Source organism: Actinomycetota bacterium (assembly GCA_041658565.1).
Taxonomy (GTDB): domain Bacteria; phylum Actinomycetota; class AC-67; order AC-67; family AC-67; genus JBAZZY01.
On sequence record JBAZZY010000002.1, the window covers coordinates 106,423 to 121,301 of the forward strand.

The 14,879-nt window shown below is 65.9% G+C and carries 13 protein-coding genes and 1 pseudogene; 5 read left to right on the forward strand and 9 right to left on the reverse strand.

The annotated features are described in order from the left end of the window. Window positions 1-67 precede the first annotated feature (67 nt). Complete coding sequence (locus WDA27_02695; protein MFA5889855.1) at window positions 68-487, reverse strand: hypothetical protein; 420 nt, start codon at window positions 485-487, stop codon at window positions 68-70. Window positions 488-647: 160 nt separating this feature from the next. Between WDA27_02695 and WDA27_02700 the strand changes: the two genes are divergently transcribed. Then, window positions 648-2,972, forward strand: coding sequence for a CehA/McbA family metallohydrolase (locus tag WDA27_02700; protein MFA5889856.1), 2,325 nt, complete (start codon window positions 648-650; stop codon window positions 2,970-2,972). 10 nt (window positions 2,973-2,982) lie between these two features. Here WDA27_02700 and WDA27_02705 read toward each other — a convergent pair whose 3' ends face one another. From WDA27_02705 to WDA27_02735, 7 genes and pseudogenes are all read right to left on the reverse strand, one after another. Next, window positions 2,983-4,296, reverse strand: coding sequence for an acyl-CoA dehydrogenase family protein (locus WDA27_02705; GenBank protein ID MFA5889857.1), 1,314 nt, complete (start codon window positions 4,294-4,296; stop codon window positions 2,983-2,985). Further along, entirely contained in the window at window positions 4,296-5,414 is a 1,119-nt protein-coding gene (locus tag WDA27_02710) for an acyl-CoA dehydrogenase family protein (protein ID MFA5889858.1), read from the reverse strand. Before WDA27_02710 ends, WDA27_02705 begins: the two co-directional genes overlap by 1 nt. Then, a complete protein-coding gene (locus WDA27_02715) occupies window positions 5,411-6,319 on the reverse strand; it encodes an acetoacetate decarboxylase family protein (GenBank protein MFA5889859.1) in 909 nt (302 codons plus the stop codon). The genes WDA27_02710 and WDA27_02715 overlap by 4 nt, the downstream gene beginning before the upstream one ends. Window positions 6,320-6,391: 72 nt before the next feature. Continuing rightward, on the reverse strand, window positions 6,392-7,216 hold the full coding sequence (locus WDA27_02720) for a hypothetical protein (GenBank protein ID MFA5889860.1): 825 nt from the start codon (window positions 7,214-7,216) through the stop codon (window positions 6,392-6,394). A 47-nt stretch (window positions 7,217-7,263) separates the two neighbouring features. Next, window positions 7,264-7,632, reverse strand: coding sequence for a DUF5615 family PIN-like protein (locus WDA27_02725; GenBank protein ID MFA5889861.1), 369 nt, complete (start codon window positions 7,630-7,632; stop codon window positions 7,264-7,266). Further along, the gene (locus tag WDA27_02730; protein MFA5889862.1) at window positions 7,632-7,859 is read right to left on the reverse strand and encodes a DUF433 domain-containing protein; all 228 of its coding nucleotides are present in this window, start codon (window positions 7,857-7,859) and stop codon (window positions 7,632-7,634) included. The genes WDA27_02725 and WDA27_02730 overlap by 1 nt, the downstream gene beginning before the upstream one ends. A 90-nt stretch (window positions 7,860-7,949) precedes the next feature. Continuing rightward, a pseudogene (locus tag WDA27_02735) lies at window positions 7,950-8,090 on the reverse strand (helix-turn-helix domain-containing protein). A 56-nt stretch (window positions 8,091-8,146) separates the two neighbouring features. On the opposite strand from WDA27_02735, the gene WDA27_02740 reads away from it, so the two are divergent. After that, the gene (locus tag WDA27_02740) at window positions 8,147-9,085 is read left to right on the forward strand and encodes a pirin family protein (protein MFA5889863.1); all 939 of its coding nucleotides are present in this window, start codon (window positions 8,147-8,149) and stop codon (window positions 9,083-9,085) included. A 136-nt stretch (window positions 9,086-9,221) separates the two neighbouring features. Continuing rightward, window positions 9,222-10,361, forward strand: coding sequence for a hypothetical protein (locus WDA27_02745; protein ID MFA5889864.1), 1,140 nt, complete (start codon window positions 9,222-9,224; stop codon window positions 10,359-10,361). Window positions 10,362-10,379: 18 nt separating this feature from the next. Here WDA27_02745 and WDA27_02750 read toward each other — a convergent pair whose 3' ends face one another. After that, a complete protein-coding gene (locus WDA27_02750) occupies window positions 10,380-10,919 on the reverse strand; it encodes a GNAT family N-acetyltransferase (protein MFA5889865.1) in 540 nt (179 codons plus the stop codon). 116 nt (window positions 10,920-11,035) lie between these two features. Between WDA27_02750 and WDA27_02755 the strand changes: the two genes are divergently transcribed. Beyond that, complete coding sequence (locus tag WDA27_02755; GenBank protein ID MFA5889866.1) at window positions 11,036-13,945, forward strand: pyruvate formate lyase family protein; 2,910 nt, start codon at window positions 11,036-11,038, stop codon at window positions 13,943-13,945. After that, window positions 13,942-14,877, forward strand: coding sequence for a glycyl-radical enzyme activating protein (locus WDA27_02760; protein MFA5889867.1), 936 nt, complete (start codon window positions 13,942-13,944; stop codon window positions 14,875-14,877). The genes WDA27_02755 and WDA27_02760 overlap by 4 nt, the downstream gene beginning before the upstream one ends. Window positions 14,878-14,879 lie beyond the last annotated feature (2 nt).

A 14,879-nucleotide genomic window follows, 5' to 3' on the forward strand; every position in this document is an offset into this window, starting at 1 on the left:
TCCCTATCGCGACGCCGGAGTCCTGGAAGGCCTAGAGGACCCCCGAATAGTGAGTGTGTGGGGCGCCTTAGCAGTCGTGGTCGTCGCCCGTGTCCCAGTCGCCGTCGGGGCCCGAGCTCGACCAGTCCTCGCCGTAGCGACCTTCTGCCTGGTTCTCGTCGGCCACGATGATCACGCCGCACGTGTTCGCGGCGCCGTCATTGCCCTGCTGCTCCGACTGCATGTCGCCGCCGAAGTAGAAGATCGTCTGGCCGCCTTGGTTGACGCAGATCGCCAGTCGCTCGGGCTGCTTAGAGGCGTTCTTCGGCGCGGGGCCGTTCGCCTCGTCGTACGTCGCTCCGCCGGCGTAGGTGACGACGGTGACCTGCTCCTTGCTCCGACAGTCCTTAGCATCGGGGACGTCTCGAAGGGCGTGGCCCTTTCGTGCGAAGCCTGCGGTCGGCGCGAGCGCGGCGACGAGAACTACGGCAAGGGCGATGCGGCGCATGACGGTTCCCTCCTGTGGCGTTTGTGGGTTGCTCCTTCGACGTCGTGGTGCGGGTTCCTGCCGGGTTCGTTGTGAATTCTTGCAAACCCTGCGTGATCGGGAAGGAGTCCTTTGATCTCGGGCGAACTCCAACCCCAACAGCATTGACTCGGGAGGGGTAATGGGTCACACGCGCGTTCGTTTGGGATCACTTCGTGTCTGCATCGCGCTGGTTGCGCTCGTCGCGGGTATGGCTGTTCCGTCGGGCGCGCGCGCCACCGGCGACCCTGCTCCCTCGCCTTACACGCCGTTCGTCGGTGCGATGCACGAGCACTCGGGCTATTCCGACGGGTACCCCGGGTCCACGCCGGGCACCTACTACGCGAGCGCGAAGGGGCACGACCTCGACTTCCTGATGTCGGGCGAGCACTCGGACAACATGGATGTGCCCGTCGCCCTCAACGACGAGTGCCTTGACCCCACCAAGACCGCTACGTGCCCCGGCGGCGGAGAAGAGCCGCAGAAAGCGCTGCGTAAGTGGGACTCGACGCTGGCGTACGCGCGCGCGGCCTCCGACGCGAGCTTCACCGGGGTCCGCGGGTTTGAGTGGACGTCCGACCGCTACGGGCACATCAACGTTTACTTCTCGCGCAACTACGCGAACGCCAAGACCGACGGCGGGTACGCAGCCACGATGAGGACGTTCTACGAGTGGTTCGCCCTGCATCCCCAGTTGGGCGGTGGAGAGGACGGGCTCGCGGTCTTCAATCATCCCGGCGCGAAGAAACTTCAGGTTGTCGGTCCGTATGACCCGGACGTGAACTGGGAGGATTTCGCGTACGTTCCTGCTGCTGATGACCGCATGGTCGGCATCGAGTTGTTCAACGATGATCGGGACTACGACGCCTACTACTCATATGCGCTCGATAAGGGGTGGCATCTGGGTGCCGTCGGCGCGGAGGATCTAGGGCACCAGCGCATCGACGATTGGGGTGGACCGCAGTGGGCGAAGACGGTCATCTTGGCGACCGATCGCGGCGAGGGGGCCCTGTATGAAGCGATGCTTGCTCGTCGGTTCTACGCAGTCCGCACGTCGGATGTGCGCATGACCTACACGCTGGACGACGAACTGATGGGCGCGCGCCTCGTGCGTCCGGAGGATGCGCCGCTTCACATCGAGGCGTCGGTGAATGACGCGGCGGCAACTCTTGAGGTCGTCACCAGTGGCGGTGAGGTCGTAGAGAGTGGGATATCGACTCTGGACGTATCGATTCTCGCATCGGGTGCGCAGGGCTACTACTACGTGCGCGCGCGCAACGCAGCAGGCAAGCCGATCGCGTACTCCTCGCCGGTGTGGGTGTCCGCCGCACCGGGAGCTGCCGTCGGCCAGTGGCTGGCCGGAGACCTGCACGTGCACACATGTTTCTCGCACGACTCCTACTGCCCGCCCGACGACGACAACACCGGGCCGGATACGGCCTACGCGCTGAGCGGTACAGTCGCGGAGCGGTTCCTCGAAGCGTCGGCGCGCGGGCTCGACTACCTCGCTATCACCGACCACAACGACATTCGGTCCCACACTGATCCCGGATTCGGGACGCAGGGTGTCATCGGCGTCCGCGGGTACGAGAACTCACTCAACGGTCATGGACAGATGCTCGGTGTTGACCGCATCTACGACAGCGGTGATGGATCCGCCTCCGCCGTCGCGCAGATGGCTGCCGCACTGCGTGCGGCCGGTGGGGCTTTCCAAGCGAACCACCCGACGGCGGGGCTTGTCGGCGAGTTCAGTTGCGACGAACCCGAGAACCTCCATTGGACCTACGGCTACGACGTCCCGGTAGACACCGTTGAGGTGTGGAACGGGCCGTGGGTCTTGCAGCCGCCGGCCGGTTCCCCAAATGAGGACGCAGTCCGTTACTGGGAATGCTGGCTGCAGCGCGGCGCGCACGTTGGGGCGACGGGAGGCAGCGATTCTCACGCGCTCGTGACGGCGGCAGTGCAGGGGGTTGGCAACCCGACCACGTGGGTATTTGCGCGCGCGCGAAGCGAGCGCGGCGTCGTCGACGCGCTGCGCGAGGGTCGCACCAGCATCGCGATTCACCCGCCGATGTACGGCGCGCCGCGACTCGTCCTGGAAGCCGACGTAGACGGTGACGGGAACTACGAGTCGATGATCGGAGACACGGTGCCGCCCGGCACGAAGATGCGCGTGCGCGCGGATGGCCTTGGATTCGCGGGTGAGGTCGAGGTGCGCGCGGGAACGGTCGGGGCCGGCATCGAAACCCCCGTCGACGACGCGCCGCTGGCGCCGGGCGGATCGATTGAGTTCAACGCTCCGTCGCTCACTGCGGGAAGCAGCGGGTGGGTGCGTGCGACGCTCCGGCTTCCCGACGGGGTGGCGCAGAGACGTGAGAACTGCAATTCCCTGCGTCCGGAGAACACGACGTACTGCCGCGACCACATTCTCGTGACGGCTCTGACTTCGCCCATCTACGTCGGGTGAGGCGCGTCTTCTACTGTGCGATGCCTGAGTCCCAGAAGGCTTCGATGAAGCCCAAGCGGTTGACTTCGTTGGTGCCCTCGTAGATCTGGTTGAGGCGCGCGTCACGCATCGTCTTCTCGGCGCGGTTCGCGGTGAGGGTTCCGTGGTCGGCTAGGAACTCCATGGCGCGCGTCGTGACGGCGAAGGCTCCGTCCCCGCAGCGGGCCTTTGTCGCGCTGTTGATTCCTTGCATTGCGCTCTTTTGGCGCGCGGCTTGCCACACCATCCCGCGCATCGCCATCACCTCGAGCCACAGATCCGCCAAGGCGAGTTGCACCTCTTGGTATGACAGAAGCGGCCTGCCGCCTAGGCGGGCGCTACGCGCGAACTCGGTCGCGGCCTCGACCGCGCCGCGCGCGATACCAAGACCGATCGCTGCCACCGGCAGCCGCGAGTAGTTGAGCACGTTTCTGTTCAGCGCCCAGCCTGAACGTTCGGTGCCGATCAGGTTCTCGGTGGGGATGAACACATCGTCGAAGAACAACTCGGTTGCGTCGCACGCGCGCTGACCGAGTTTGTGCTCGCTGCGACCGACGCGGAAACCCTGCCGGCTGCTCTCGACGACGAAGGCGGTCCAGTCGCGATCGACGCGTCCCTTGCTGCCGTCGGTCGGTTCCAGAACCGCGAAGGTCGACACGATGTCGGCGTAGGCGCCGCCGGAGATGAACACCTTCTGGCCGTTCAAGACGTAGCCGCCGGACACCGCGCGCGCCGTCGTCGTGAAGCGCGCGGCGGCGGCCCCGTCGGTGTCTTCGACGTCGGATCCGGCCGAGGGCTCGGTGATTGCGAATGCTGCGAGTTTCGGACGTCCGGACATGTTGGCGCGCGACAACGGAAGGAGCCACCGCTTCCACGTCGGGAGGTGTCCCGAGATCATCAACGGTGCCATCCCGAGGTCGTGTGCGAGCACCGACAGGCCGAGTCCCCCGCACGCCGCGCAGAACTCCTCGGCCTTCAGAACGGAATGGAAGATCGTGCGCCGGCTGGTTAGCGCAACGAGGGGCATCTTGCCGAACGGCGGTGGAACAAGTTCGGACTGGAATCCACGGCGCGCGGCCTCCGCGAACAAAGGCCGAGGGTCGTAGTCGTGGGGTGCGCGGTCGGCCTCTATCGCGCGGGGCGCGATCTCCTCGCTTGCGAACCGCCGATATGCGCGGCGCCGCGCGCGCAGGTTCACCGGCAGCGTCGCGGTGTCGCGTTCCCAAAGGGTTTCTGCTCCGCGGTCGTAGAGGAAGCGTCCCAGGGGCGCGAGACGTTCGATTGAGTTGGCGAGGATTGCGTCCATCACCGCGCGTCCTTTGCGAGATCCTGCAGCAGCAGGAGCAACTGGTCGCGTCCGCCGTGCATCGATGCGAGCGCACTCACGTCGCGCAGTCGTTTGGACTGGCCGTAGTCATCCATGTATCCGTACCCGCCGAGAACCTGCAGGCTGCTGGTCACCGCGCGCCGTGCGTGCTCGCCGATGCAAAGGCGCGCGCTGATCGCCCAGCGAAGCAGCGCCGTCGCGTCGATCGTCGCCAGCGGTTCGTGCGCGCGCGCGCCGAGCACCGACGTCATCACTTCGACATCGTGGCGCGCGTGGGCGAGCAGCAGTCGGACGGCGGCGTGCTCGACGATGATGCTGCCGCCTTGATAGCGGCCTTCGGCGTAGGTCTGCGCATCGCGAAGCGCGCGCCTCGCCGCTCCGGCCGCGATCGTAGCCTGACCGAGCCAGTCGCATGCAACGACTCGTCGGAGCAGATCGCTTGCGGCGGGTCCACGGCGCAGAACCGTCGCTGCGGCGCGGTCGAAGGTGATGTGGGACTGGGTCATAGCGCGTACGCCGACGCGCGCGCCTACGTCTTGGACCCGGACGCCCTCAGCATCGGCCCCAACCGTCGCAAGCGCCCAACCGTCGCCCGCGCGCGCGAAGCACGCAAGCGACTCCGGCGCTCCGGCGGAGGTGACGAAGTGCGCGGTGCCGTGCAGCGTCCCGTCTTCTTGGACGCGGCAGACATCGGGAGCAGTGCGCTCATCCAGAGGGATTCCCAAGGGTGGCATGAACGCGGCGCCGACGATCGCGCCTTCGGCCGATTCGCCGTCCAGTGCCAGGCACCCGATGCCCTGCGCATGCACTGCCGCGGCGAAGCCCGCACAGGTCTCGGCGAGCGTGCTGAGCGTCACCAGCGACAGTGCCGCACCGGACTCCAGAGCGTGGCGCCCCCATACCCCTGCGTCGTGGCCCGCGTTGCCGGGATTCGGGTCGGCGAGCAAGTCCATGTCGGCGGTTTCCCGCAGCAACTTGGGCACTGCGCCGAGGTCGCCGTCGGGTCCCTCGGCGCCGAACAAGGTCGTTTCGACGTGCTCGCCGAAGCGGCGCACTACGTCGCCGACGACCGCGAGGTCCTCGGCGGAAACGATCATGTCAGCGTCGCCGTCGCGTCGGTGCTCTGCGTCACAGTCGTTTGGGTCCCGCGGTCGTAGCGCACGGTGTGCAGGCCGGATTCGCGCTCCGCACCCCAGTAGCCCTCGTAGGCGCGGTCGGTTGTGCCGACGACTTCGCCGACGGGCAGAATCGCTGAGTGCGACACGTAGCTCTTGGTGATGACCGGGGTCGATCCGACGCCGAGGTCCATCAGATCCTTCGCGACCTGATGGTCGCCCAGTGTCAGACTTCCCGCGCGCCGGCCGAAGCCGGTCTGGTAGTTGGCAAGCGTCGGTATCTTCGTCCTGACCAGATCGTTGCCGCGCACGGTGTAGGTGACGAGCGCGCGCCGGTCGGGGATGACGAGTCCGGTGCGGCGCACCCCGAATGACAGAATGTCCGAGCCGCCCTCGCGCAGATCCACGTGCTGAGACTCGGGCGTGATGTCGAACGCCATGTCGGCGACGAACTTGGGGTAACCCCACACCGTGCGTCCCGCCTGGCGCGCGATGCGCGTGGTGACCGGCAGGTGCGCGATGAACGCCCCGAAGCCCGGCCACGCGGCTTCGGCGAGCAAAGGCGCGAACGGGGGCGCCTCGCGGTCGAGCGTGCACAGCACTGCGATCCCGATCTCGCCGTACGCGCCAACGCCGGTCTCGACGTAGTTGAACGCTACGATTCCGGCTGCCGCGCGATTCTTGGCCAACCGAACCGGCTGCAGTCGGCTGGATGGGAGCAGTGCGCGCGCTGCGTCGAGTTCTGCGGAGAAGATCCCGATGAACACGTCGCTGCGGTAGTAGCGAATTGGAAGGTCGATCTGGAAGCCGCCGACGTCAACGCCGGACTCGGCCGGACCGCTCCACTCGAAGAAGTCTTTCTTTGCGGACTGCCTGATTGTCGCCATCCTTGTACTCCCCCCGCGAAAACGGGCCTCACCCACGAGACGAACACCAGCGGCCGTTAGGGTAGCGCGATTTCAGATCGGCCCGAGTCCCAGGCCCCATCCCGCGAGGATGGCGAACGCAGTGGACACCGCGGTCTCGATGTAGCCGATGTGCCGAATCGGCGGCCGCGTTTCGCGCGCGCCCAACGCGGCGACCGTCTTGACGGCCCCCGGAACCAGCGCGACGACCAGCAGGGGGTGGGCGAGTCCGGCGATCGCGCCGACCGCGGCCGCCGCGACGGAAACGATTTGCCAGACGATCGCCACGGCTCCGCGTGAGAGGCGTTCGCGCGCGCCGATCTCGCCGAGCGTCCGGCGTGCGACACGTTCGCGAACGTAGGGAACCGTGCCGCCGAAGGCCAGGAACGCGGCGAGAGCAGACAGAGTCCATGCGCGCGCCGGTCCGGCGATGAGGATCCACGTGAGCGGCGCCAGCAGCGTGATCCCGGCGATCGCCACGAGTTCGGCCAAGATCGATCGCGGCCCCTTCCATGCGCGCGCGCCCACGTAGGCGAGTCCGACGCCGACCGTGGCTGCACCCAGCGACAGAAGGTTGCCGACGTGTCCGCGCCCAAGCGCCGCGACACCAAGTGCTGCGTACGCCGCGAGCAGGATCGCGGTTCTCCGTCGGGCGGGCGCCCCAAGCGACTTGTGGGACCAAAAGGACGCTGCTGCTGCGAGCGGGAGGAACAGCGCGGCGAAACCGAGGCTGATCGCCAGACCGGCCCAATCGCGACCGCCTGCCACCAGGCCGCCGACCAGCCCGAGCAGCCACGCATGCACGCTCATGAAACTCGCCCCATGTTCGCGGGGAACCATCGGCAGCTTGCGCGCGCGCCGCGGCTTATCGTTGGTCATGTCTCCTCCGAGTCTCACATCGATCGTCGAGGCGCGCGCGCGCGGAGTCAAACAGCTTGGTCGGAATTAGGGGTCATGCGCCGAACGCGCAGCGTCGCGTCGGTGATGACTGCGAACAAACCCTCCCAGTCGTCTCGCGTGGACACGACCGAAACCACCAGGGATGCAAGCCGGTCGGGCGGAGACATTCGAGCGCGCAGCAGTATCACCGCAGTCGGACGCTTGGATCGGCGCACGAGTCCCCCGAAGTCCTTGTCCGCCGTCAGCAGGACTCGCCGTTCTCGGACTGCCGCGCGAAGGACATCCAAGTCGTCGGCGCCTCCGGACTCGTCGCCGATCCCGCGGACATCGTGCCCTGTTTCGGTGAGCGCGGCGACAACTGCGCGCGGGATGTTCTCGTCCGCGAGTATGCGCACTATCGAGCCGTGATCGGGAGCACGGTTTCGTCTCCGACGCACAACGCCGCGTACGCCAGGCATGCGCGCACGTCGTCGTCGGTGAGTCGTGGGTAGTTGTCGAGCACGTCGGAGATGCTCCATCCACAGGCGAGGAATTCGAGAATCAACTCGACGGGGATGCGCGTTCCGCGGATGGTGGGCTTACCGACGGCGAGGTGCGGATCGGTGATGATCCGTCCGCTCAGTCGGCTCAGGTCCCTTTGCGGAGAGGCCTCCCGGGCGGCGTAGGGGGCTGGGGGCTCGGCCGCGCGTCGTGCGCGTCCTGCGAGTGCGTCCACGTCACCTTCGTCCACCAGGTGCTGGGTTCCGACTTTGGTGGATGCAAGGCGTCCTGCGCGGATCCACCTGCGAATGGTCTCCGCCGCGACGCCCGCGCGCCGGGCGGCCTCGGGGACTGTGATCATGGGGTGTAGCATACGACACCCGAGTTCGCGGGAACAGGGGTGCGCGCGCGGGCGTTCTCCCAAAGGCCATGCCTGCAGTCGACGCCGATCCTGTCTTGTTGCCGCGGATTCCGGTCCCTGGTCCCACGGCAGTCGCGCGCCCGGTGGTCGGAGTGGTCTCAGCCCCGACGACGTTCGAAGGCGAGGGCTTTCAAGTCCGCCGGGCCTTCCCAGGCATCGATCCTGCGCTGACCGATCCGTTCCTGTTGCTGGACCATCTGGGCGCAGTGGAATACGCACCCGGCGAGGCGAAGGGCGCGCCCGATCATCCGCATCGCGGTTTCGAGACCGTCACCTACATCATGGACGGCGCGATCGAACACCGTGACTCGACCGGTGGCGGCGGACTGATTACCGATGGCGCGACGCAGTGGATGACGGCCGGCGCCGGGATTGTTCACTCAGAGATGCCGCCTGAGAGCTTGATCACCAAGGGCGGCATGTTCCACGGAACCCAACTTTGGGTGAACTTGCCTGCGTCCGACAAGTGGACGCCGCCGCGGTATCAGGACATCGAACCCGGCGCCGTAACGCTTCTGTCGTCTGCAGACGGCGGCGCGTTGGTGCGCCTGATTGCCGGCGAGTTGGGCGGACATCGTGGTGGAGGAGTCACGCACACACCGATTCTCTACGCACACGTCACACTGGCTGCCGGCGCGCGCATCGATCTTGCATGGCCCGCGAAGTTCAACGCGCTCGCGTATGCGTTGTCGGGCGAGGGCAGCGCCGGGGTGTTAGGGGCACCGTTCCGCGAGGGGCAACTCGTGGTCTTCGGTCCGGGCGATGCGCTTACCGTGTCGGCAACCTCCGCTCCGCTCGATGTTCTCTTGCTCGGCGGGATGCCGATTCGCGAGCCCATCGCCGCCTACGGGCCGTTCGTGATGAACACGCGTGATGAGATCGTCCAAGCAATCGAGGACTACCACGCCGGCCGGATGGGACACATCCCACCCGCGCGCACGGCTTAGCCGGCCGCAATCGACATACTCAACATTCTCCTGAGGGGCTCGATCGTCTACTCTGGCCACGTCTTGGGCCGGGTTGGTAGATGCCGGGCGCGGGGTCTTGCGCAGGCTATGCATTGCAGGGCGAGAGGAGCGGTTGGTGCGCCGAGGGAAGCGACTGGCTTGGGCGGTTCTTGTGGTGTGCGCATTCGTCGCACCGACCTCTTGGGCGGAGCCGGCGCTTCCGCTCCCGGGAGCGACGGGCCTCGTCCCGTTCTACGAGGACCCTCCTCCCGCCTACGAGTGGCAGGGCGAGTGGCAGAGCCGTGAGGTCGCCTTCCCATCGAGCAGCACGGGGGCTGAGCTTTATGGGGTGCTTTTCGCGCCGGCGGACCTCAGCGGTTTGGAGATGCTTCCCGCAGTGGTCATCGTTCCCGGAAGCGGCCCGTCGGTCCAGAGCCACGTTCAGTGGGCGGCGCGCGATCTCGCGGGACACGGTTACCTGTCACTTACCGTCGATCCGCAAGGCGTGGGGCGATCTGCGGTTCTTGGTTCTTCCGCTTGCGGACCGGCGCGGGGTGCGTACGAGGGCCAATCGCCCTGCCCGGGGGTTCCCTTCCAGCAGGCCTCCAACTACGTCGATGCCGTGGTGAGCGGCATTGACTTCCTCCTTTCCCCCGAGAACCCCTTCAGCGAACTTGTCGATCCGAGTGAGATCGGCGCCGCCGGTCATTCGCTGGCCGCGCGGGGTGTCAGTTGGCTACAGGGAGAAGACGTTCGCATCAAGGCGATTGTGGCTTGGGACAATCTGGCCAAGGACGTCGCCGGCGACGACGGCACGCCGAGCGGCGGCGGTCCCGCCTCGACATTCATCGGCGGTGAACTCCCGGGCACGTCCCACCCGTCCGTGCCTCGAGTTCCGGCTATGGGTCAAGCGAGCGACTCAAGGGGTTCCACGACTCCCGCCAACGACGATCCCAGTCAGAAGAAGGCCGCGTACGAGGTGTGGCGCGCGGCCGGGGTCGCGACCATGGAGATCGTGTTCCGAGGGGCGAGTCACTTCGACTGGGTGCAGACGAACCCGAACGCGAAGGAACCGCTCCAGCGTTTGTCCGCCTACTACACACGCGCGTGGTTCGACAGATATCTACGCAACGACACGAGTGCACTTGAGCGCCTGCTCGCCTCATCGGTAAACGGCGCGCCGACCGAGGACCTGCTCAGCGAGCAGTTCACGTCCGCGGCTTTCCTCGACGGTCTCGACTGTCCGGATCTGCGGATGTGCGTGAACTCGCCGTAGAGAGAAGCCGCGCGCGGCCTAACGGGCCGTCGGCAGGGTCTTACTCAGTACGACGCTGCGGAAGTTCGTCATCGGTCGCCAGTCGGCGTATTCGATGAATCGGTAGCCGCGCGCCTCGTACATCTCGATCAGGTGGGTGGCTTGTTCGGCGGTGTCGCAGGCGATCTCGGCAGCACCCGACTGCGCGGCGCGCGCTTCGACGTGGTCCAGAAGGGCGGAACCCAGCCCGACGCGCCGCAGATCGGGATCGACGCAGAATTGACCAAACGAGGCGACGTCGGGATGGTCGTACCACGGACAGCCGCGCGAGCGGCCGGGAGGACGGAATGTCACCGTTCCCACCATTTGGTTGTCGAGCAGCGCCAGTGTGCACTCGACCCCGGCGATCCGGCGCGCGGTGGTTTCTTCGTCCTGGTATGTGGCGACGTAGCGCAGGCCCATCTCGGCCAGTCCCGCGTATGAGCGGTGCAGCAAGTCGGTGAGCTCGACGAGCGAGTCTTCTTCGGCGTTCCACTCGCGGAGCGAGATGCCGGGTGGGAGTTGAGAGGTTTCGATCACGGCCGGGTAAGCATACGGTCCGCGACGGTCGGGTGAGCCGGATTCTCTCTCCGGAGGCGATTTCGGCGACAATACGACGGAGCCGAGCCAGGGAGGGCCGCCCCATACCGTCACCGATGAATCTGGTCGCCGGCGCTCTTTTGCGCCTTGTGGCGTTGCAGTTCAACCTTCGGCCGTCCTTGCGCCGGTACCTGCGTGGGACCGACGGGTGGATCGACTTCTCGCTTGCGGTGTGTACCGAGTCCGGATCGATCGGCCGGACGATTCGTTTCCGGGGAGGTCGAGTCTCGGTGCGGCGCGGTGCGGACGAGAACGCGACGGCCACGATGATCTTCAAGGACGAGGAGGCCGCGCGCGAGATGCTGTCGGCTCCTCCGAACGAAGCCCTGTTGCTGCTGATGCGCGGACGCATGCGCGCGCGCGGCAACCTCGCGTACCTGTCGCTGTTCAACTACTACCTGTCGCTGTTGCTCCGGAGGCGTCATCGCAAGATGCTCGCCAAGACGAAGCGTGTCTTGTCCGCGCCGCTCGCGAAGTCGGCCGCACCTGCCGTCGAAAGTCTGACCGGCGAAGCTTCAGACACGGTGCGCGTCCTGGACGAGCCCTACCTCGCCCGGTACTCGCTCGACGACTTCCCACGGCTGCGCCGGTTCTTGGACGCGCACTTCGAGACAATGCCTGAGATATGCGTGGAACGGCCTGCGTTGCTGACGCGGTGGTTCCGCGATCACGGGTTTGAAGCCGACTCCGAAGGGCGGCCCTGGAGCCCGGTTCTTCGTCAGGCGCGCGCGTTCAAGTTCCTGATGCAGAACAAGCAGCCGCTGATTCGCGAGGGCGACCTCATCGGGGGCACGACGACGATGAAGGACATCGGCGTCGTCATCTACCCCGACGCGCACGGTGCCTACATCTGGGGCGAGTTGTTGTCGGCGCCCGACCGGCCGCTCAACCCTTACCGGGTTTCAAAGCAAGTCGCGCGGATTCTGCACGAGGAAGTGTTTCCTTACTGGGCGAGTCGTTCGTTCCGCGAGTGGGTCCGCCGCAATCACGACCAGCCGTTGTGCCAGGAACTCGACGATCGCTTTGCGGTGTACACGTGCTGGAAGACCATCGCGATCTCGCACACCGTTCTGGACTTCCCCAAACTCCTTCGGCTCGGCGCGCGCGGCGTGATCGCCGAGATCGAAGCTGAGTCGGCTCGGGATTCTGGAGCCGACGATCTCAAGCGCGACACGCTCGAGGCGATGCGCCTCTGTCTGGAAGGCGTCGTCGCTCACGCGCGCAACATCGCGATGCAAGCTCGGATCGAAGCCGGGTCCTGCGGCGATCCAGTGCGCCACGACGAGTTGCTCCGCATCGCCGACGCGTGTGATCACGTGCCGGAGCACCCGGCGCGGACGCTGGACGAGGCGGTGCAAGCAGTGTGGATCGGCTGGATCGCAGCGCACATGGAGAACACCAACACGGGGTTGTCCCTCGGGCGCATGGACCAGTGGTTACAGCCGTATTTCGAGTCGGACTTGGAGGAGATCACCGACCCGGGCGCGCGCGAGGCATACGTGCGACACGCGATCGAGTTGCTCGGTTGCTTCTACCTTCGTTGCACCGACCACCTGCCGCTTGTGCCCGATATCGGCAACTACCTCTTCGGCGGCAGTTCCTCGGACCAGGCGATCACGCTCGGCGGCATGGCGCGCGACGGTTCGAGTGCGGTGAACGACATGACCTACGTCTTGCTCAAGGTCACCGAAATGCTGAAGCTGCGCGACCCGAACGTGAACGCGCGCTACAGCCTCGATGCCAACAGCGACACGTATCTGCGCCGCTTGGCGGAAGTGAATCTTGTGACCACGGCGACGCCGTCGATTCACGGAGATGAGAACGTCATGGCGTCTCTCGGCCGCTTTGGTTACCGGCCCGAGGATGTGCGCGACTGGTCGGCGATCGGGTGCGTCGAGCCGACGATTTCCGGGCAGCACATGGGGCATACCGGTTCGATGATGTTCAACATGGTCGCCGCGCTCGAGATGGCGCTGAACGACGGACTGCACCCGCTGATGGACTGGAAGGTCGGCCCTTCGACCGGAGACCCCGCTAAGTATCCCGCATTCGAGGACTTCTTCGCAGCGTTTCGAACCCAACTGGACTTTCTCGTCGAGCAGGCTACGACCTACAACAAGATGCTGGGCGAGGCTCACGCGCTTATCCGTCCCACTCCGCTGCTTTCGTCGCTGATTTCGGGTTCGATCCGCAAGGGCCGCGACGTCACCGTCGGCGGCGCGCGCTTCAATACCTCGGGCGTCGCGTGCATTGGTCTGACCGACATCGTGGACTCCATGATGGCGATCAAGCACCTTGTGTACGACGAGCGCTTGGTGGAGTTCTCGGAGTTGCTGGCTGCCGTGCGATCCAACTTCGACAGCTACGAGCAGATCCACGCGATGATCGAGAACAAGGTGCCGAAGTTCGGCTCCGGTAACGCCGATGCGCTGCAGATGGCGAACCGCGTGGCCGGACTGGCGCACGAATTGTTCTCGAGTCGCCGTAGTTTCCGCGGTGGTCCTTACACGACGGGCTTCTGGTCGATGTCCAACCATGTCGCGTTCGGTGGGTTGACCGGCGCGCTTCCGTCGGGTCGTCGCACCGGAAAAGCGTTCACGCCCGGGCTGACCCCGTCGCCGGGAGCATCGCCGAATTTGCTCGACAACCTCGGCGATGTTGCTGCACTAGAGCCTACGAACTTGGATAACAACGTCGCCTTCAACGTCAAGTACGTCCCGGCGGCGTCGGACTCCCACGCGCGCGCCGTGGACAACATCGCCGCGTACGCCAAGGGCTACTTCTCGCTCGGCGGGATGCAGATGCAACTCAACGTGGTGAGTTCGGAGACTTTGCGCGACGCGATGGAGCATCCCGAGAACTACCGCGACCTTCTGGTGCGGATCTCGGGGTACAACGCCTACTTCGTCACCCTCAACCACGACATGCAGATCGAATTGATAGAGCGAGCGGAGTACGGCGGATGAGCGTCGATCCCATCGTCGCTTCCGACACGACCTCGCGCGCGCTGCTCACCGAACTCAAGGGCAACTCGCTGGATGACGGTCCCGGCATCCGCTCGGTGGTGTTCTTCAAGGGATGCCCCTTGGCGTGTGCGTGGTGCCACAACCCCGAAACCAAACGCATCGGCTCCGAACTGTCCTTCGATACGAAGCGCTGCCTGGGGACACTTGCGTGTCTTGCGGCGTGCGATCGAGGTGCGCTGGACCGCGCGCGCGAAGGCTTCGTAGACCGGGACCTGTGCGATGTATGCGGCCGGTGCGTGGACGCGTGTCCGTCGGGTGCCTTTGAGGTAGTCGGCCGTCCCTTCGACGTCGAACAAATCATCGACACCATTTCCCGCTACCAACCGTTCTACGCGGCATCCGGCGGCGGCGTCACCTTGTCGGGCGGCGAGCCGATGATCTTCCCAGAGGAAGCCGGCGAGTTGCTCCGCCGATTGAAGGAACGCGGGATTCATACGCTGCTGGAGACCTGCGGGCTGTTCTCGATGCAGCGGTACACCGCGCTGGCCGAGCCTTACCTCGACCAGGTGTACATGGACATCAAGATCCTCGACGACGCCGAGCACCTGAAGTGGTGCGGCACGTCCAACCGCACGATCCTGGACAACTTCCGCACACTAATTGCGCGCGCGCGCGCCGGCGGGGTACCGGTCCTGGCGCGCGTTCCGCTCGTCCCCGAGATCACTGCGACAGACGCCAACCTGGCCGCCATCGCCGGGTTCCTGCGCGATGCCGGAGCGGAGGAAGTTTCCCTGCTCCAGTACAACCCGCTGTGGATCGAGAAGTCCTCCAAGATCGGCGCGCGGGCGGAAGTCGATCGCACGACCTGGATGAGCGCGGAGGAAGTCGCGCGCTGCCGCGCGCACTTCGACGGATTGCGCCTCGTCGACTGAGC